This is a genomic window from Achromobacter sp. MUI-25009338 (assembly GCF_057359325.1).
Window position 1 is genome coordinate 940037 of sequence record NZ_CM170627.1, and the last position, 18488, is coordinate 958524.

The following is an 18488-nucleotide window of genomic DNA, read 5'->3' on the forward strand; positions in this document are numbered from 1 at the left end:
GTGGACCGGGTGGCGGCTTTTTAACAGATATGGGCTACCCACGGCGGGCAAACCCTAATTGTGACTCATCCGGGGCGGGCGCAAGATTCCGGTCAATTGGTAAGGCCACTTTACCTTCTGGCCCGAATTTCCCCGGCACTTCCTCCAGCTACGCAGTCCATGCCCATCCAGACCATCGAACCCCGCCGCCTGTACCGCCAGATCGCCGACCAGCTCCGGCTGCTGATCGAGGCGGGCGAGTTCCCGGTCGGCGCGCGCCTGCCGCCCGAGCGCGACCTGGCGCTCAAGCTGGGCGTGTCGCGCCCCTCGGTGCGCGAGGCCCTGATCGCGCTGGAGGTCGAAGGCTGGGTCGAGGTCCGCATGGGCTCCGGCGTCTACGTGCAAAGCCTGACCGGCGCGCCGCGCGCCAGCCTCACGGCGGAAAGCCCGCTGGAAACCATACGCGCGCGCCAGGTGATCGAAGGCGAACTGGCCGCGCAGGCCGCGCTGCGCAACGCGCCCGCGCTGGTCGACGGCCTGGTCGAAGCGGTGGCAACCATGGAAGACGAGGCGCTCGCCGGCCACGTGCCCATCCGCGGCGACCGCCTGTTCCACACGCGCATCGCCGAAATGGCGAACAACGCGGTGCTGGTGCGCGTGGTCAGCGAACTCTTCGACGAGCGCCACAACCCCTTGTCCGTGAAGCTGGGCGACTACTTCGAGAATCCCGCCAGCTGGGCCTCGGCCATCGCCGAGCACCGCAAAGTGATCGACGCCATCCGCGCCGGCGACGACCGCGGCGCGCGCGCCGCCATGCACCATCATCTGGCCTGCTCGCACGACCGCCTCACCGCCAGCTGGCCCGGCGCCGACGCGCCCGGCCAGCATGCCGAGGCCGCGCCGACCGCCCACCGGGAGCAGACCGAACCATGACGCTGGCCTGCCGCATCCACGGCGCGCGCGACCTGCGCCTCGAACCCGACGAAACCGCGCCGCTGGCGCCGCACGAAGTCGAACTCAGGCTGGGCGCCGCCGGAATCTGCGGCTCCGACCTGCATTATTTCCAGCATGGCCGCGTCGGCGCCTTCGTCATCCGCGAACCCCTCATACCCGGCCACGAGGCCTCCGGCGTGGTGCTGCGCACCGGCGCGGCCGTGGCCTCGGTGGCGCCCGGCATGAAGGTCGCCATCAATCCCTCGCATCCCTGCGGCAGGTGCGACTACTGCCGCGCCGGCCGCGCCAATCTGTGCCGCAACATGCGCTTTCTGGGCAGCGCCAGCGTGTATCCGCACGTGCAGGGCATGTTCCGCGAACGCTTCGTCATGGCCGAGCGCCAGCTCACGCCGGTGCCCGAAGAAGACGTCTCGCTGGGCGAGATCGCCTGCGCCGAGCCGCTGTCCATCGGCCTGCACGGCGTGAACCGCGCCGGCCCCCTGATGGGCCGTACCGTGCTCGTGACGGGCGGCGGCACCATCGGCTGCATGACGGTGCTGGCCGCCAGGCTGGCCGGCGCCGCGCGCGTGATCGTCGCCGACGTCGCCGACCGCCCGCTGCAAATGGCGCTGGCCGTCGGCGCCGACGACACCGTGCGCGGCGACCGGGCCGCGCCCGCCGACCTGGCCGACATCGCCGACGTCAGCATCGAGGCGGCCGGCAGTCCGGCCGCGCTGGCCACCTGCCTGGCGGCCACGCGCCGCGGCGGGCGCATCGTGCAAGTGGGAACGCTGCCGGCCGAAGGCATCGCGTTCCCGGCCAACAACATCATGGCGCGGGAGCTCGACTACGTCGGCGCGTTCCGCGCGGACGTGGAGTTCGATTGGGCCGTTTCCTACCTGCGCACGCGCAAGGTGGACGTGCGGCCCCTGATGAGCGCGCAACTGCCGTTGTCGCGCGCATTCGAGGCCTTCGAACTGGCAGCGGATCGCAGTCGCAGTACCAAGGTGCAACTTGTAGTCGAAGCATGACCTCCGGGCGGCACAGCAGGGCCGCCAGGCGGATCATTCAAAACAACGAGGAGACGACATGAACCCAGGCAACGCCCTCAAGGCGCTGATCGCCGCCCTGGCGCTGGCCGCCAGCAGCAGCGCGCTGGCGCAGACCAAGCTCAAGTGGGCCCACGTATACGAGACGTCCGAACCCTTCCATACCGCATCCGTCTGGGCGGCGCAGGAAATCGGCAAGCGCACCAACGGCCGCTACCAGATCGACGTGTATCCGGCCTCGCAGCTGGGCAAGGAAAACGACATAAACCAGGGCCTGACCCTGGGCACGGTGGACATCATCATCTCCGGCTCCAGCTTCGCCGCGAAAACCTTCCCGCGCATCGGCGTCACCTATTACCCCTACATTTTCCGCAACCCCGAGCACCTGATCGCCTACACCAAGAGCGACATCTACAAAGAGCTCACCCGCGGCTACGACGAGAAAAGCGGCAACCACATCGTCGCCACCACTTACTACGGCACGCGCCAGACCACCTCCAACCGCCCCTTCACCAAGTGCGCCGAAATGAAGGGCCTGAAGATCCGCGTGCCGGACGTGGCGGCCTACCTGGCCATGCCGCGCGCCTGCGGCGCCAATACCGCGCCGATCGCCTTCGCCGAGGTCTACCTGGCCTTGCAGAACGGCACCGTCGAGGCGCAGGAGAACCCGCTCACCACCATCGAGGCCAAGAAGTTCTATGAGGTCCAGAAGAACATCATCCTCACCGGCCACATCGTCGACCACCTGAACACGGTGATCTCGGGCAAGCTCTGGAAGAGCCTGTCCGACGAGGACAAGAAGATCTTCACCGAGGTCGCGCAGCAGGCGGCCGAGAAGGCCTCGGGCGAAGTCGCCGAGAGCGAAAAGAAAATGGTCGAGGTGTTCCGCAAGCGCGGCCTGAACGTGGCGGAGGTCAACGTCCAGGACTTCCGCGACACCGTGCTGGAGAAAGTGCCGTTCAAGCAGTACGGCTACGAAAAATCGGATTGGGAACGGATCCAGGCCGTGAAGTGAACGCGCCCGCGGGGCCGCCGCCGGCGGTCCCGACCCTCCCGACTCCGCACTAGGGGAACGCCATGCATTCCGATGCCAAGGCCGCCGTCATGGCGGCGGCCAGCCACGACCCTGTCCGGCCCGGCACGCAGCCGCCGCCGCTGGCCACCGCTGAAGAAATCGTCCACAGCTTCGAAGAGGCCGACCACCATGAAGTCAGCCTGGCGGGCTACCAGCCCGAAGACTGGATCTGCCTGGCCATATTCTGGATCATGGCGCTGCTGGTTTCCCTGCAGTTCTTTTCGCGCTACGTGCTCAACGATTCCTATGCCTGGACCGAGGAGCTCGCCGTCTATTGCCTGATCGGCGTGGTGTTCCTGGGCTCGGCCATGTGCGTGCGGGCCTGCCGCCACATCCAGGTGGATTTTCTATACCGCTACCTGCCGCGCCCCGCGGGCCGCGTGCTGGCCACCGTCATCGACCTGCTGCGCACCGTGTTCTTCGGCTACGCCGTATGGCTCACCTACCGCTACATCACGCTGGTGGGCGACGAGCCCATGACCACGCTGTTCTGGAACAAGGCCTATGTCTACTGGGTGGCGCTGGCCGGCTTCGCCCTGATGTTCCTGCGCTCGGCGCAGGTGGCCGTCGCCAACTGGCGCCAGGGCTATTCCATCCTCGAAAACCCCGAGGCCTACGCGTCGCTGGACTGATCCGACAACCACAACCGGAAACGAGACATGGGCATACTGATCGGAACCTTTCTGCTGTTGATGATCTTCGGCCTGCCGGTGGCGGTGGCCATGGCGGGCGCGTCGCTGCTGTTCGTGCTGATCTCGGGCAGCGTGCCCGACGTGGTGGTGGCGCAGCGCATGATCGCGGGCGTGGAATCCTTCCCGCTGCTTGCCGTGCCGTTCTTCATCCTGGCCGGCAACCTGATGAACATCGCCGGCATCACCGGGCGCATCTACAACTTCGCCGTGGCGCTGGTGGGCTGGATGCGCGGCGGGCTGGGGCAGGTGAACATCATCGGCTCGGTGGTGTTCGCCGGCATGTCGGGCACCGCCATCGCCGACGCCGCGGGCCTGGGCACCATCGAGATCAAGGCCATGAAGGACCACGGCTACGGCACCGAGTTCGCGGTGGGCGTGACCGCCGCCTCGGCCACGCTCGGCCCCATCATCCCGCCGTCGCTGCCCTTCGTCATCTACGGCATGATGGCCAACGTGTCCATCGGCTCGCTGTTCCTGGCCGGCCTGGTCCCCGGCGCCGTGCTGATCGTGCTGATGATGCTGACCGTGGCCTATTTCGCGCGGCGCAACAACTGGGGCGGCGACGTGTCGTTCGACTGGAAGCGGCTGGGCGGCGCCACGCTGGAAGTGGCCGTGGTGCTGGCCTTTCCGCTGGCGATCTGGGCCATGACCGAGGCCGGCCTGTCGTCCAACACGGCCACCGGCATCGCCTTCGCGGCCTTGCTGCTGCTGGACTGGCGCTACAACTTCTCGGCGGTGATGGCGCTGATGGCGCCCGTCATCCTGATCGGCGGCATGACCCTGGGGTGGTTCACGCCCACCGAGGCCGCCGTGGCCGCCGTGATCTGGGCGCTGTTCCTGGGGCTGGTGCGCTACCGCTCCATGACGTTGCGCACGCTGGCCAAGGCCACTTTCGACACCATCGAGACCACGGCCTCGGTGCTGTTCATCGTCACCGCCGCGTCGGTGTTCGCGTGGCTGCTGACCACCTCGCAGGCCGCGCAGGCGCTGACCGACGGCATCCTCAGCGTGACGCAGAACAAGTGGGTGTTCCTGCTGATGGCCAACGTGCTGATCCTGATCGTGGGCTGCTTCATCGACACCATCGCCGCCATCACCATCCTCGTGCCCATCCTGCTGCCCATCGTGCTCAAGCTCGGCATCGACCCCATCCACTTCGGGCTCATCATGACGCTGAACCTGATGATAGGCCTGCTGCATCCGCCGCTGGGCATGGTGCTGTTCGTGCTGGCGCGCGTGTCCAGGCTGTCGGTCGAACGCACCACGATGGCCATCCTGCCGTGGCTGGCCCCGCTCTTCGTGGCGCTGATCGCCATCACCTACATCCCGCAGATCACGCTCTGGCTGCCCACCTTCCTGGGCATGGCCAAATAAGGAGACCCCCGCAATGACCGGAAGACTGCAAGGCAAGACCGCCATCGTCACCGCCGCCGGGCAGGGCATAGGCCGCGCCGTGGCCGAGGCCTATGCGCGCGAAGGCGCCGACGTGCTGGCCGTGGACATCAACGGCGCGGCGCTGGAAACGCTGGCCGGGTGCCGGCGCCGCACGCTGGACCTGACCGGCGCCTCGGCCGCGGCCGAACTGGCCGCCGAGGCCGGGCCGGTGGACGTGCTCTTCAATGGCGCGGGCTTCGTGCACGCCGGCACTATCCTGGACTGCGACGAACAGGCCTGGGATTTCTCGTTCGAGCTGAACGTGAAAACCATGTACCGCATGATCCGGGCCTGCCTGCCGGGCATGCTGGCGCGCGGCGGCGGCTCCATCGTCAACATGGCCTCGGTGGCCTCCAGCATCAAGGGCGCGCCCAACCGCTGCGTCTACGGCGCGACCAAGGCGGCGGTGATCGGCCTGACCAAGTCCGTGGCCGCCGACTACATCGGCCAGGGCATACGCTGCAACGCCATCTGCCCGGGCACGGTGGAATCGCCTTCGCTGCGCCAGCGCATCGAGGCCCAGGCCGCCGCGAGCGGCCAGACGCTGGCCGCCGTCGAGGCCGCCTTCGTCGCCCGCCAGCCCATGGGCCGCATCGGCACCACCGCCGAAATCGCGGCGCTGGCGCTGTACCTGGCCAGCGACGAATCCGCCTTCACCACCGGCACCGCCCAGGTCATCGACGGCGGCTGGTCCAACTGAACCTACACACACCTCCCAAGGAAACCAAGATGAAACTGGTGCGCTATGGCGCGAAAGGCGCGGAAAAACCCGGCATGATCGACGCCCGCGGACAGCTGCGGGACCTGTCCGCGGCGCTGCCCGACATCACCGCCGCCACGCTCACGCAGGCCGGCCTGGCGAAACTGCGCGCGCTGGACCCCGACAGCCTGCCGCGGGTCGACCGCCCGGGCCGGATGGCCCCGCCCTGGAGCGGCATGGGCAAATTCATCTGCATCGGCCTGAACTACGCCGACCACGCGGCCGAGTCCGGGCTGCCGGTGCCGGCCGAGCCGGTGATCTTCATGAAGCCGACCTCGGCCGTGGTCGGCTGCAACGATCCGGTGGTGCTGCCCCGGGAATCCGTCAAGACCGACTGGGAAGTCGAGCTGGGCGTGGTGATCGGCGAGCGCGCCCGCTACGTCAGCGAAGCCGACGCCATGAAGCACGTGGCCGGCTACTGCGTGGTCAACGACGTGTCGGAGCGCGAATACCAGATCGAGCGCGGCGGCACCTGGGACAAGGGCAAGGGCTGCGACACCTTCGGCCCGGTCGGCCCCTGGCTGGTGACGGCCGACGAAATCGCCGACCCGCAGGCGCTGGACATGTGGCTGGAAGTCAACGGCAAGCGCTTCCAGAACGGCAGCACCCGCACCATGGTGTTCGGCGTGGCGCAGCTGGTGTCCTACGTCAGCCGCTTCATGACCCTGTACCCGGGCGACCTGATCAGCACCGGCACGCCGCCGGGCGTGGGCATGGGACAGAAGCCGGCGCCCGTGTACCTGAAGGTGGGAGACCGGATGCGCCTGGGCATCGCCGGCCTGGGCGAGCAGCAACAGTCCGTCCATGCCTGGGACCCCGAGCTGATCGACGCCTAGGGCCTAGTCGCGCCCGCCAGGAGCCATCCATGCCTGAGACCGATACCGCGTTCATACGCATCCACCCGGCCGACAACGTGGTGATCGCCCGCCGCCAGCTGGCCGGCGGCACGCCGTTGGCCGGCGAGAACATCGTCGTGCGCGGACTGGTGCCGCCCGGCCACAAGATCGCCACGCGGGCCATCGCCGCCGGCGAGCCGGTGCGGCGCTACAACCAGATCATCGGCGTGGCGCGCTGCGACATCGCCGCCGGCGCGCACGTGCACACGCAGAACCTGGAGTTCTCCGACTTCGAGCGCGACTACGCGGTGGGCGCCGACGCGCGGCCCACCGACTACGTGGACGCGCCGGCGCAGTTCGACGGCATCGTGCGCGCCGACGGCCGCGTCGCCACCCGCAACTACATCGGCATCCTCACCAGCGTGAACTGCTCGGCCACGGCGGCCCGCGCCATCGCCGACCATTTCCGCCGCGACATCCACCCCGAAGCGCTGGCCGCCTATCCCAACGTGGACGGCGTGGTGGCGCTGACGCATGGCGCGGGCTGCGCCACAGGCAGCGAAGGCGAGCCGCTGCGCCTGCTGCGCCGCACGCTGGGCGGCTACGCCAGGCATCCCAACTTCGCCGGCCTGCTGGTGCTGGGGCTGGGCTGCGAGACCAACCAGATCGGCGGCCTGATGGAGCAGGAAGGCCTGCGCGAAAGCGGGCTGCTGCACACCTTCAACATCCAGGAAACCGGCGGCACGCGCAAGACGGTGGCGCACGGCATCGAGCTGGTGCGCGCCATACTGGCGCAGGCCGACCGCGTGCGCCGCCAGCCCGTGCCGGCCAGCCATCTCACCGTGGGCCTGCAGTGCGGCGGCTCCGACGGCTATTCCGGCATCAGCGCCAATCCCGCGCTGGGCGCGGCCGTGGACCTGCTGGTGCGCCACGGCGGCACCGCCATTCTGTCGGAGACGCCCGAGATCTACGGCGGCGAGCACCTGCTGACGCGGCGCGCGGCCACGCCCGAGGTCGCGGCCAAGCTGCTGGCGCGGCTGCGCTGGTGGGAGGACTACTGCGCCCGCAACGACGCCGAGATGGACAACAACCCCTCGGCCGGCAACAAGGCCGGCGGGCTCACCACCATCCTGGAGAAGTCCCTGGGCGCCATCGCCAAGAGCGGCACCACGCGCCTGGCCGACGTATACGAATACGCCGAGACCGTGCGCGAGCGCGGGCTGGTGTTCATGGACACGCCGGGCTACGACCCGGTGTCGGCCACCGGCCAGGTCGCGGGCGGCGCTAACCTCATCTGTTTCACCACCGGCCGCGGCTCGGCCTACGGCTGTGCGCCCGCGCCCTCGCTGAAGCTGTCGACCAACACGGCGCTATGGCAGCGGCAGTCCGACGACATCGACATCAATTGCGGCGAAGTGGTCGACGGCGCGCAAAGCGTGGCCCAGATGGGCGAGCGCATCTTCGCCCTGATGCTGGAGACGGCGTCGGGACGGCGCACGCGCAGCGAGGAGCACGGCTACGGCCAGAACGAATTCGTTCCCTGGCAGCTGGGCGCGGTGATGTAGGCGCCCGGCCGCGGCCAGGGTTTTCCGGCATTCCACAGGACCATCCATGAAGATCACCCAAGCGCGCGTTATCGTCTGCAGCCCCGGCCGCAACTTCGTCACCCTCAAGATCGAAACCGACGAGGGCCTGCACGGCATCGGCGACGCCACGCTCAACGGCCGCGAGCTGGCCGTGGCCGCCTACCTGACCGAGCACGTCATTCCCTGCCTGATCGGCCGCGACCCGCATCAGATCGAGGACATCTGGCAATACCTGTATCGCGGCGCGTACTGGCGCCGCGGGCCGGTCACCATGGCGGCCATCGCCGCCGTGGACACGGCGCTGTGGGACATCAAGGCCAAGGCCGCCGGCATGCCGCTGTACCAGCTGCTGGGCGGCAAGAGCCGCACGGGCGTCCTGGTCTACGGCCACGCCAACGGCCGCGACATCGACGAAACCGTGGACGAGGTGCTGCGCTACCGCGAAATGGGCTACCGGGCGATCCGCGCGCAAAGCGGGGTGCCGGGCCTGAACGCGGTGTACGGCGTGGGCCGCGGCCGCATGTTCTACGAACCGGCCGACGCTTCGCTGCCATCGGAGCACGACTGGTCCACCGAAAAATACCTGGACCATGCCCCGCGCCTGTTCCAGCGCGTGCGCGACGCCGTGGGCTGGGAGACCCACCTGCTGCATGACGTGCATCACCGGCTCACGCCCATCGAGGCCGGCCGGCTGGGCAAGGCGCTGGAGCCGTTCCGGCTGTTCTGGATGGAGGACGCCACTCCGGCCGAAAACCAGGAGGCGTTCCGCCTGATCCGCCAGCACACGGTCACGCCGCTGGCCGTGGGCGAGATCTTCAACACCATCTGGGATTGCAAGGACCTGATCGAACACCAGCTGATCGACTACATCCGCGCCACCGTGGTCCATGCCGGCGGCATCACGCACCTGCGGCGCATCGCCGACCTGGCCGCGCTCTACCAGGTGCGCACCGGCTGCCACGGCGCCACCGACCTGTCGCCGGTGTGCATGGGCGCGGCCCTGCATTTCGACCTGTGGGTGCCGAACTTCGGCATCCAGGAATACATGCGGCACACCGACGAGACCGACGCGGTGTTCCCCCACGCCTACACCTTCGACCAGGGCATGCTGTATCCCGGCGACGCGCCGGGCCACGGCGTGGACATAGACGAAGACCTGGCCGCCCGCTATCCCTACCAGCGCGCCTACCTGCCGGTCAACCGGCAGGCGCATGACGGCACGCTCTGGCACTGGTGAGCCATGCGCGCGCGCCTGAACCCGCAATCCCTGCCGCGCCTGCCCGACGCGGTGGCGCGGCCCGCCTATGAGCGCGGCCGCGTCACGCCCGGCATCGTGCACCTGGGCATAGGCGCGTTCCACCGCGCCCACCAGGCGGCGGTGACGGACCTGGCCATGGCCGTAAGCGGGGACCTGAGCTGGGGCATCGTCGGCGTCTCGCTGCGCAGCCCCGACACGCGCGACGCGCTGGCGCCGCAGCACGGCCTGTACACGCTGGCGCTGCGCGACGCCGGCGCCGACGGGCAGCCGCGCGAGCAGCTGCGGGTGATAGGTTCGCTGCTGGAAGTGCTGGTGGCCCCGGAAAACCCGGGCGCGGTGCTGGAGCGCATCGCCCATCCGCAGACCCGCATCGTCAGCCTGACCGTCACCGAAAAAGGCTACAGCCTGGAACCGGCCACCGGCCAGCTGCGCTGGGACGATCCCGACATCAGGCACGACCTCGCGCATCCGGCGCGTCCGCGCAGCGCCATAGGCATGCTGGCGCGCGGGCTGGCCCTGCGGCGCGAGCGCGGCCTGGGGCCGCTCACGCTGCTGTCCTGCGACAACCTGCACGCCAACGGCGACACGCTGCGCCGCCTGGTGCTGGCCTACGCGCTGCTGCAGGACGCCGGCCTGGCCGCCTGGATAGACGGCAACTGCACCTTCCCGAATTCCATGGTGGACCGCATCGTGCCGCGCACCCGCGAAGAGGACCGCGCGCGCGTGTCCGAGCGGCTGGGCGTGGACGACGCCTGGCCGGTGGTGGGCGAGCCCTACCTGAACTGGGTCATCGAGGACCGCTTCGCGTCCGGCCGGCCCGCGTGGGACGCCGCCGCCGGCGTCAGCTTCGTGCGCCGCGCCGCGCCGTACGAGCGCCTCAAGCTGCGCATGGTCAACGGCCCGCATTCCGCCTTTGCGTACCTGGGCGCGATGCTGGGCCTGCGCACCAACAGCGAGGCCGCCGCCACGCCGGCGCTGCGCGGCTACGTCGACGACATGCTGCGGCTGGAAGTCGCGCCCACGCTGCGCGGTGTGCCGCAAGCGACGCTGGACGAGTACCGCCAGCGCTTCCTGGCGCGCGTGGCCAATCCGGCGCTGCCGCATCTGACGCAGCAGATCGCCATGGACGGCTCGCAGAAGGTGCCGCAGCGCCTGCTCGCCGTCATACGCGACCGGCTGCGGCGCGGCGAGGATTTCAGCCGGCTGGCCCTGGCCGTGGCCGCCTGGCTGCATTACCTGCGCGGCCGCGACGAGCAAGGCCAGGCCTACGCCATCCAGGACCCGCTGGCCGCCGCCCTGGAAGAACTGCTGGCGCGCGCCGACGCGGCCGCCGCGTCGGCTTCTCCGGGCCGGGCGGCGCACCGGCGCGCCCTGGTGGTGGCCGGTTTCAAGCCCGTGTTCGGGAACCTGGCCGGCCAGCCCGCCTTCGTCGACGCGCTGGCCGAGCACCTGGAACGGCTGCGCACGCTGGGCGTGCTGGGTACGTTGGCCGCACTGGAGCGGGACGCGGCGGAACAGCCCGCGCCCGCGGACTGAACCCGGCGGCGCGCCGCCACGACAGATGAGGAGCGCAGCATGGCAAGTTGGCAAACCGTGGACGCGGCGCAGTGGCGGCAATGGGGCGAAGCCTGCCTGCAAGCCCTGGAATTCAGCCAGGCCGACGCCCGCTGCGTGGCAGCGAGCCTGGCCCAGACCAGCCTGTGGGGCATCGATTCCCACGGCATCGCCCGGCTGCCGCACTACCTGAACCGCGTGGCCCACGGCTCCATCCTGGCGCGTCCGGACATCCGCGTCGAACGCAGCGGACCGGCCACCGCGCAGGTGCACGGCGGGCGCGGCCACGGCATCGTGGTGGCGCATCGCGCCAACGCGGTGGCCATGGAACTGGCGCGCGAGGCCGGCGTGGGCGCCGTGGGCGTCGGCGATTCCTCGCACTGCGGCGCGATCGGCCTGTACACGCGCGCGGCCGCCGACGCGGGACTGATCGGCATCGCGTTCACGCATTCCGACGCGATCGCCGCGCCCTTCGGCGGGCGCCGGCCGTTCTTCGGCACGAACCCGCTATCCTTCGCCTTTCCGCGGCAGGGCGGGGCGCCGCTATGCCTGGACATGGCGACCACGGCCATCCCGTGGAACCGGGTCATGAACGCGCGGCGCGACGGCGCGGCGCTGCCCGGGGGCGTGGCGCTGGACGCCGACGGCCGCGGCGAAACCGACGCCGCGCGCGTGCGCGCATTGGCCCCGCTGGGCGGCGAATACGGACACAAAGGCTACGGCCTGGCGATGATGGTCGAACTGCTGTGCGGGCCGCTCAACGGCAATCCCTACGGCCCGCACATCGGCCCCATGTACGAGGAACTGGGCCGCGCGCGCGAGCTGGGCGCCTTCTTCATCGTCATCGATCCCGCGCGGTTCGCCGGCGGGGCGGCGCTGGCCGCGGTGGCCGCGGCCATGGCGGCCGAACTGGCGGCGCAGCCGGGTTCGCCGCGCGCGCCGGGCGATCCGGAACTGGCCGCCCAGGCCGAACGCGAGGCCGGCGGCGTCCCGGTGCCGCCGGCGCTGAAGGCCGAGATGGCCGAATGGAGCGGCAGGCTGGGCCTGTTCCTGCCGCCGTTCAGGACGCGCCAGGAAGCGGTGTAGGCGGGATGTGCCCCGCCGCGTTCAGCGGTCCAGGCCGAAGAACGTCATGGTGTTGCGCACCAGGATCTTGCGCTGCACCTCGGGCGACAGCCCGGCGTGGGTCACCAGCCGGCCCACTTCCTGCTCGCCCAGCGGGTACGGGTAGTCCGAGCCCAGCAGCACGCGGTCCTCGCCCATCACGTCGATCAGCAGGCGCAGCGCGGCCGGATCGAACACCGCGCTGTCGGTATAGAAGCGGTCGGTGTAGGAAGAGGGCAGCTGCGGGCAGTCCTGGCGGATGATGTCGCGGTGCCGCCAGGCGTTGTCCACCCGTCCCAGCAGATAGGCGAAGCTGCCGCCGCCATGCGCGAAGCACAGCTTCAGGCTGCGCGGAATGCGCTCGAACGCGCCCGACAGGATCAGCGACAGGATGCCGAGCTGGGTCTCGGCCGGCATGGACACCAGCCACGGCAGCATCCAGCGCTTCATGCGGCCGTCGGTCATCATGTCCCACGGATGCACCAGCACCGGAATGTCGTTCCCGGCGCAATGGATCAGGAACTGCACCAGCGTTTCGTCGTCCAGGTCGCGCTCGCCGACGTGGTTGCCGATCTGCACGCCCAGGTGGCCGGCGGCGCGGGCGCGCGACGCCTCGCGGCAGGCCAGCTCCAGGTCCTGCAGCGGCACCTGCGCCAGCGCCTTCAGGCGCGCCGGCGCATGGGCGCAATGCTCCAGCGCGAGGTCGTTCATGCGCGCCGCCCAGTCGGCCGCGGCGCGCGCCGGATAGCTGTAGCCGAACATGATCGGGGTGGCGCACAGGATCTGCACGTCCACGCCGTGGCGGTCCATCTGCCGCAGGCGCAGCGCCGGGTCCCAGAGCGTGGCGTCCACCGGGCGGAACGGCCGGTCGCCGGCCATGATCTGGCCGGTGGAGCCGTCGCCTTCGGGCCGCAGCCAGGGCGCGTTGACGGGGTCTAGCGCTGCCGCTTCCTCCTGCGTGATCGGCGGGAAGAAGTGCGCGTGCATATCGATTTTCTGGATCATCTTCAGGGAGCTTGTCGGGGATGCTAGGCGGGGGCGGTCGCGGGCACGGGGTCCTTGCCTGGATGGATCGCGCCGCAGCTCGGACAGCGGCGCTTTTCCGGGCTGGAATAGAAGGCCTGGAACAGCGGCGGCAGGTCGGTGACGATGCTTTGCAGCTGGACCTCGGCGCGGTGCACCAGGTGATGGCATTGCGGGCAATACCATTCGAAGCCGTCGAGCAGCCCGACCGGGCGCTGGCGTTCGATCACCAGGCAGACGCTGCCGGCTTCGGGGCGCTGCGGCGAGTGGCGCACGTGCGGCGGCATCAGGAAGACGTCGCCCTCCTTGAGGTCGACGCGCTCGGGCTTGCCGTCTATCCACAGCGACAGCCAGGCGTTGCCGCGCAGCTGGTAGAAGAACTCTTCGAGCGGATCGTCGTGGTAGTCGGTGCGCACATTGGGGCCGCCGACCACGGTGACGATGAAATCCGCGTCCTGCCAGATCTGCTTGTTGCCCACCGGCGGCTTGAGCAGGTGGGCGTTGTCGTCGATCCAGCGCTGGAAATTGAAGGGGGGGCCGTAGGCCAGCATGGAGACCTCCAGGATTTGGGGGAACTGCGCTCTCCCCAGGAGTCTAGGCGGCTCGGGCAGGGGCTGCACAATAGAAATTGTGCGGCCGGCCATACCGTTCATCTATCGCGGGATAACCCTAGGCGCGCTATTGCCCCGTTTCGCGCTGTGCCGCGCTGCGCTTCAGATACTCCACCAGGCGCTGGCAGGCCGGCGTCAGCGGCCGGTCGGCGCGCACCGAATAGCCCACGTCGCCGAACGCGCCGAAGGCGTCGGTGGGCAGGCGCGCCAGCAGGCCCATGGACAGGAATTGCGCCGCCGCGTCGTAGGGCATCAGCGCCAGCGCCTCGCTGTGCATGAGCACGCCGATATTGGTCAACAGCGATAGCGATTCCATGTGGCGCACGGGCAGGCGCAGGCCGGCGTCGAAGAAGATGCGCTCGATCGAGGCGCGCAAGGGCGAGGACGGCGCGGGCATGATCCAGATGCAGTCGGTCAGGTCGGCCAGCGCCACCTGGCGCTCGCCGGCCAGCGGATGGCCGGCGCGGGCCACCAGGCACAGCTCCTCGCGGTACAGCTTGTGGTGGTCCACCGCCACCCCGGAAATCGAGGCCATGTCGGTGCCGGGCAGGCGGCCGACCACGATGTCCAGGTCGCCCGTGGCCAGGGCCGGCAGCAGCTGGGCGGTGGGGCCCTCGCGCACCGTGACCTGGATGCCGGGGTGTTCGCTCATCAGCCGGGCGATGGCCTCGGGCAGCAGCTTGGCCGAGGCGGCGATCAGCGTGCCCACCACCACGTGGCCGCTCGCGCCGCCCAGCACCGCGTCGATGTCGTCGGCCATGTAGCGGATCTCGGCCATCATGGCGTGCACGCGCCGGCCCAGCACCAGGGCCAGCTCGGTCGGCGCCACGCCCCGGTTGGAGCGGTCGAACAGCGTGGCGCCGAAAAAGGCCTCCAGGTCGTGGATGGCGCGGGTGACGGTGGGCTGGGTCAGGTGCAGTTCGCTGGCCGCGCGCGACAGCGAACGGCGCGCCAGCACGCGCTCGAAAATCTGCAGTTGGTGCAGCTTCAGCTTGTGGCTGAGCGTGTGCGGCGTGATGCGGAAGTTCGCCATGCCCTAGCGCGCCAGCGGCTTGTAGGCGACGGCCTTGATCTCGATCAGCAGCTGGGGGTGCGGCAGCTGGTGCACCGCGACCGTGGTGCGGGCCGGGCCGTCGGCGTCGAAGAATTCGCCGTAGACCTGGTTGTAGCCGCCGAAATCGTTCATGTTCACGAGAAACGTGCTGATCTCGACCACGTCGGCCAGCGTGGCGCCGGCGGTGGCCAGGATGTCGCGGATGTTCTCGATGACCGCGCGCGTCTGCACCCGGATGTCCAGCGTCGCGGTGCCCATGGCGTCGACCTCGGCGCCCGCGATGCGGTTGTCGGGCAGGCGCGAGCTGGTGCCGGAGACGAACAGCAGGTCTCCGGCGCGCTTGATGTGCGGATACTTGCCGCGGGGCGTGGCCTTGCCGGCCACCACGGTGGCGCCGGTGGTTGCGGACTGGCCTGTCTGGGTAGGATTCATCTTGGGCTCCTGGTGCGGGAAATCAGAGTTTGACGCAAACATTGGTGGGTTCGGTATAAAAATGCAGCGAATGGCGGCCGCCTTCGCGGCCGATGCCCGACAGGCCGCTGCCGCCGAAGGGCGTGCGCAGGTCGCGCAGGAACCAGCAATTGACCCAGGCCAGCCCGGCCTTCATGGCCTGCGCCACCCGGTGGCCGCGGCTGAGGTTCTGGGTCCACACGGCCGCCGCCAGGCCGTAGCGCGTGTCGTTGGCCAGCCGGATCGCTTCTTCCTCGGTGTCGAAGGGCGCCACGTGGCACACCGGCCCGAACACCTCCTCCTTGATGCAGCGCGCGTGCTCGGGCAGGCCGGTCCAGATGGTGGGCTGCACATAGGCCCCCTGGTCGCGCGCGTCGCCGAATGCCGGCACGCCGCCGCCGGCCACCACGGTCGCGCCTTCCTGGCGCGCCAGCTCGAAATAGGACAGCACCTTCTCGCGATGTTCGCGCGACACCAGCGGCCCCATTTCGGTGTCCGGCTCCAGCGGCCAGCCGATGCGCAGGCTGCGCGCGCGTTCGGCCAGCGCCTGCACGAAGCGTTCATAGATGGGGCGCTCGACGTACACGCGCTCGGTGCACAGGCAGACCTGCCCGCAATTGGCGAAGACCGAGAGCGTCACGCCGTCGACCGCGGCCTCGAAGTCCGCGTCCGCGAACACCAGCGCCGCGTTCTTGCCGCCCAGCTCGAACGACACCGGCTTCACCCCCGGCGCCACCGCCCGCATGATGGCCGCGCCCGTGGCCGACTCGCCGGTGAAGGTGATGCCGTCTATGTCCGGATGGGTGGTGATGAACTCGCCCGCCGAGCCCGGCCCGAACCCGTGGACCAGGTTCAGCACGCCGGCCGGCAGCCCGGCCTCGCCCGCCACCTCCGCCAGCAGCGTGGCCGTCGAGGGGGTGACCTCGGAAGGCTTCATGATGACGGTATTGCCGAAGGCCAGCGCCGGCGCCACCTTCCAGGTCAGCAGCAGCAGCGGCAGGTTCCAGGGCGAGATCACGCCCACCACGCCCAGCGGCTTGCGGTAGGCGTAGTTCAGCGCCTGCCCGCCGTCCGGCGTATCGGTCATGTAGCTTTCCATGTCCAGCGTGCGCGCCAGTTCGGCGAAGGTCCGGAAATTGGCCGCGCCGCGCGGGATGTCGATCTTGCCGGCCCAGCCGACCGGCTTGCCGGTGTCGCCGATCTCGGCCTGCAGGAAGTCGTCGAAGCGCCGCTCGATGCCGTCGGCCAGCGCCAGCAGGTAGTCGGTGCGCTCGGCCACCGGCAGCGCGGCCCAGGCCGGCAGCGCCCGCTGCGCCGCCCGCAGGGCGCGCTCGACCTGATCGCGGCCGGCCTCGTGGACCTGGGCCACCCGGCGCCCGTCCACCGGGCTGTGCTTGTCGAAAGTCGATGCGCCATCCTCGAAACGGCCGTCGATGTAATTGCGTAGCTGGCGGATCGTCATGTCCCTGTCTCCGGTAGTCGCCAATGAATAATCGCCGATAAATAAATACGTATACGTACTATATTGGCGCATCATAGGCAGCCGCACGCGCCAAGTCAATGCAGGCCTACAATCGCCAGGCCGACTTCATGGAAGCCCGATGACCGCCAAAGCCAGACCTGCCCGCGCCAGCCAGGCCAAGCTGCGCGCCCTGGAGGAATTCGACCTGAGCCAGGTCGCCTCGCACCTGTTGCGCCGCGCCCACTTCCGGGCCGAGGCCCTGTTCGCCCAGGCCTTTCCCGACGAGGACCTGACGCCGCGCCAGAAGGCCCTGCTGATCACCGTCTACCAGAACCCGGGCGCCACCCAGAACCGCATCGCCGAGCTGATCGCGCTGGACCGCAATTCATTCGCCGAAATGATCGCGCGCATGACCCGCAAGGGCTACGTGCGGCGCACGCGCTCGGCCGCGGACGGCCGCGCCTATGCCTTGGAAATCACGGAAGAGGGCGTCGCGGTGCTGGCGCGCATCCTGCCCGGCGATGCCGAGGTGGAGGCGCAGGTGCTGGCCCCGATACCCGAGGACCTGCGGCCGGTGTTCCTGAAATGCCTGCGCCTGATGGCCGGGCTGGAGAAGGAAGCGGCCTGAGCCGCGCCGGGCTCAGGTATCGGATTCGGCGGGGGCGTCCGCCGCCTGCTCGCGTCCGAAGCGCAGGGCGAACTGGCGCGTGAACACGGCGCCGAAAAAGAAGATCTGCGCCGAATAGTAGATCCACAGCAGCAGCGCGATCAGCGAGCCCGCGGCGCCATAGGCCGACACCGCCGCGCCGCGGCTCAGGTACAGCCCGATGCCCCACTTGCCCACCAGGAACAGCGCCGCCGTCACGATGGCGCCGGGAATCACGTCCGGCCAGGAAATCCTGGCGCTGGGCAGCAGCTTGAAAATCACCGCGAACAGCGCCGCCACCACCGAAAACGAAAACAGGCTGGAAATCCACTCGGCCACCAGCGCGAACGACGAGGCCGTCCACAGTTCGCCGTAATAGCCGCGGGCCGCGCCCAGCGCCGCGTTCACCGTCAGCGAAATCAGCAGGAACAGCGCCAGCACCAGCACCAGCCCGAACGACAGCATGCGGCTGCGCACCATGCCGTGCAGCCCGCCCTTGTTGGCCGACACTTCCCACAGATCGTCCAGGCTGGCCTTCAGCTCCGCGAAGGCCGTGGTGGCGCTGAAAATCAGCACGAATATCGAAATCAGCGCCGCGATCCAGCCGCCGCCGGACTCGTGCGCGCTGGCCAGCACCGTCTGTATCACCTCGGCGCCGCGTTCGCCGGTCAGGTCGGTCAGCTGCGAAAACAGCTCCGAACGCACCGCCTCCTCGCCGAAAAAAGCGCCCGCCACCGCGATCACCAGGATCAGCATGGGCGCCAGCGAAAACACCATGTACAGCGCCAGCGCCGCGCCCTTGCTCGAGGCGCGGTGGGTGGACCATTGCTTGGCCGAATCGACCAGCAGCCCGTAGATCTCGGACGGGCGCAGGGCTCGCAGCAGGGTCTTCGTGAAACGCATGGGCAGGGCTCTTTCTGGGGAACCCTTATTGTAGGGACGCATGCGCGGCGGGCAAACCGCCAGACTGTTGGCAAACGTG

Annotated in this window: 18 protein-coding genes; 12 read left to right on the plus strand and 6 right to left on the minus strand. The window is 69.4% G+C overall.

What is annotated here, in order from left to right:
- Positions 1-159 precede the first annotated feature (159 nt).
- The 11 genes from AC1IQ6_RS04300 to AC1IQ6_RS04350 all read left to right on the plus strand — a co-directional run bounded on the left by AC1IQ6_RS04300 (position 160) and on the right by AC1IQ6_RS04350 (position 12242).
- A complete protein-coding gene (locus AC1IQ6_RS04300) occupies positions 160-912 on the plus strand; it encodes a FadR/GntR family transcriptional regulator (protein WP_485865902.1) in 753 nt (250 codons plus the stop codon).
- Positions 909-1943: an L-idonate 5-dehydrogenase gene (locus AC1IQ6_RS04305; protein ID WP_479731066.1), complete on the plus strand. Its 1035-nt coding sequence runs from the start codon at positions 909-911 to the stop codon at positions 1941-1943. The genes AC1IQ6_RS04300 and AC1IQ6_RS04305 overlap by 4 nt, the downstream gene beginning before the upstream one ends.
- Before the next feature lie 58 nt (positions 1944-2001).
- Positions 2002-2976: a sialic acid TRAP transporter substrate-binding protein SiaP gene (locus tag AC1IQ6_RS04310; RefSeq protein ID WP_102773951.1), complete on the plus strand. Its 975-nt coding sequence runs from the start codon at positions 2002-2004 to the stop codon at positions 2974-2976.
- Between the two features lie 62 nt (positions 2977-3038).
- Complete coding sequence (locus AC1IQ6_RS04315; protein ID WP_485865903.1) at positions 3039-3668, plus strand: TRAP transporter small permease; 630 nt, start codon at positions 3039-3041, stop codon at positions 3666-3668.
- 27 nt (positions 3669-3695) lie between these two features.
- Complete coding sequence (locus tag AC1IQ6_RS04320; RefSeq protein ID WP_485865904.1) at positions 3696-5102, plus strand: TRAP transporter large permease; 1407 nt, start codon at positions 3696-3698, stop codon at positions 5100-5102.
- Positions 5103-5115: 13 nt separating this feature from the next.
- Entirely contained in the window at positions 5116-5862 is a 747-nt protein-coding gene (locus AC1IQ6_RS04325; protein WP_111825821.1) for an SDR family oxidoreductase, read from the plus strand.
- A 29-nt stretch (positions 5863-5891) separates the two neighbouring features.
- Positions 5892-6758, plus strand: coding sequence for a fumarylacetoacetate hydrolase family protein (locus tag AC1IQ6_RS04330; RefSeq protein WP_485865905.1), 867 nt, complete (start codon positions 5892-5894; stop codon positions 6756-6758).
- 29 nt (positions 6759-6787) lie between these two features.
- Positions 6788-8323 (plus strand): UxaA family hydrolase, encoded by a 1536-nt coding sequence (locus tag AC1IQ6_RS04335; protein WP_485865906.1) that lies wholly within the window; start codon positions 6788-6790, stop codon positions 8321-8323.
- 46 nt (positions 8324-8369) lie between these two features.
- Positions 8370-9581 (plus strand): D-mannonate dehydratase ManD, encoded by a 1212-nt coding sequence (manD, locus tag AC1IQ6_RS04340; RefSeq protein ID WP_102773945.1) that lies wholly within the window; start codon positions 8370-8372, stop codon positions 9579-9581.
- Positions 9582-9584: 3 nt separating this feature from the next.
- Positions 9585-11138 (plus strand): mannitol dehydrogenase family protein, encoded by a 1554-nt coding sequence (locus tag AC1IQ6_RS04345; RefSeq protein WP_485865907.1) that lies wholly within the window; start codon positions 9585-9587, stop codon positions 11136-11138.
- Positions 11139-11177: 39 nt separating this feature from the next.
- Entirely contained in the window at positions 11178-12242 is a 1065-nt protein-coding gene (locus AC1IQ6_RS04350) for an Ldh family oxidoreductase (RefSeq protein ID WP_485865908.1), read from the plus strand.
- A 21-nt stretch (positions 12243-12263) separates the two neighbouring features.
- Here the strand turns inward: AC1IQ6_RS04350 and AC1IQ6_RS04355 are convergent, their stop codons facing one another.
- The 5 genes from AC1IQ6_RS04355 to AC1IQ6_RS04375 all read right to left on the minus strand — a co-directional run bounded on the left by AC1IQ6_RS04355 (position 12264) and on the right by AC1IQ6_RS04375 (position 16860).
- A complete protein-coding gene (locus AC1IQ6_RS04355; protein WP_485865909.1) occupies positions 12264-13265 on the minus strand; it encodes an amidohydrolase family protein in 1002 nt (333 codons plus the stop codon).
- A gap of 23 nt (positions 13266-13288) precedes the next feature.
- Positions 13289-13834: a 3-hydroxyanthranilate 3,4-dioxygenase gene (locus AC1IQ6_RS04360; RefSeq protein WP_102773941.1), complete on the minus strand. Its 546-nt coding sequence runs from the start codon at positions 13832-13834 to the stop codon at positions 13289-13291.
- A gap of 127 nt (positions 13835-13961) precedes the next feature.
- Positions 13962-14927 carry a LysR substrate-binding domain-containing protein gene (locus AC1IQ6_RS04365; RefSeq protein WP_485865910.1) on the minus strand — a complete coding sequence of 322 codons (966 nt, stop codon included), beginning with the start codon at positions 14925-14927 and terminating at the stop codon, positions 13962-13964.
- Between the two features lie 3 nt (positions 14928-14930).
- Positions 14931-15380, minus strand: coding sequence for a RidA family protein (locus AC1IQ6_RS04370; RefSeq protein ID WP_102773939.1), 450 nt, complete (start codon positions 15378-15380; stop codon positions 14931-14933).
- Positions 15381-15402: 22 nt separating this feature from the next.
- The gene (locus AC1IQ6_RS04375; protein ID WP_485865911.1) at positions 15403-16860 is read right to left on the minus strand and encodes a 2-hydroxymuconic semialdehyde dehydrogenase; all 1458 of its coding nucleotides are present in this window, start codon (positions 16858-16860) and stop codon (positions 15403-15405) included.
- A 139-nt stretch (positions 16861-16999) separates the two neighbouring features.
- Here AC1IQ6_RS04375 and AC1IQ6_RS04380 point away from each other — a divergent pair, with 139 nt between their 5' ends.
- The gene (locus AC1IQ6_RS04380; RefSeq protein WP_111825813.1) at positions 17000-17488 is read left to right on the plus strand and encodes a MarR family winged helix-turn-helix transcriptional regulator; all 489 of its coding nucleotides are present in this window, start codon (positions 17000-17002) and stop codon (positions 17486-17488) included.
- Between the two features lie 12 nt (positions 17489-17500).
- Here the strand turns inward: AC1IQ6_RS04380 and AC1IQ6_RS04385 are convergent, their stop codons facing one another.
- Positions 17501-18409 (minus strand): YihY/virulence factor BrkB family protein, encoded by a 909-nt coding sequence (locus AC1IQ6_RS04385; RefSeq protein WP_111825812.1) that lies wholly within the window; start codon positions 18407-18409, stop codon positions 17501-17503.
- Positions 18410-18488: the final 79 nt, after the last annotated feature.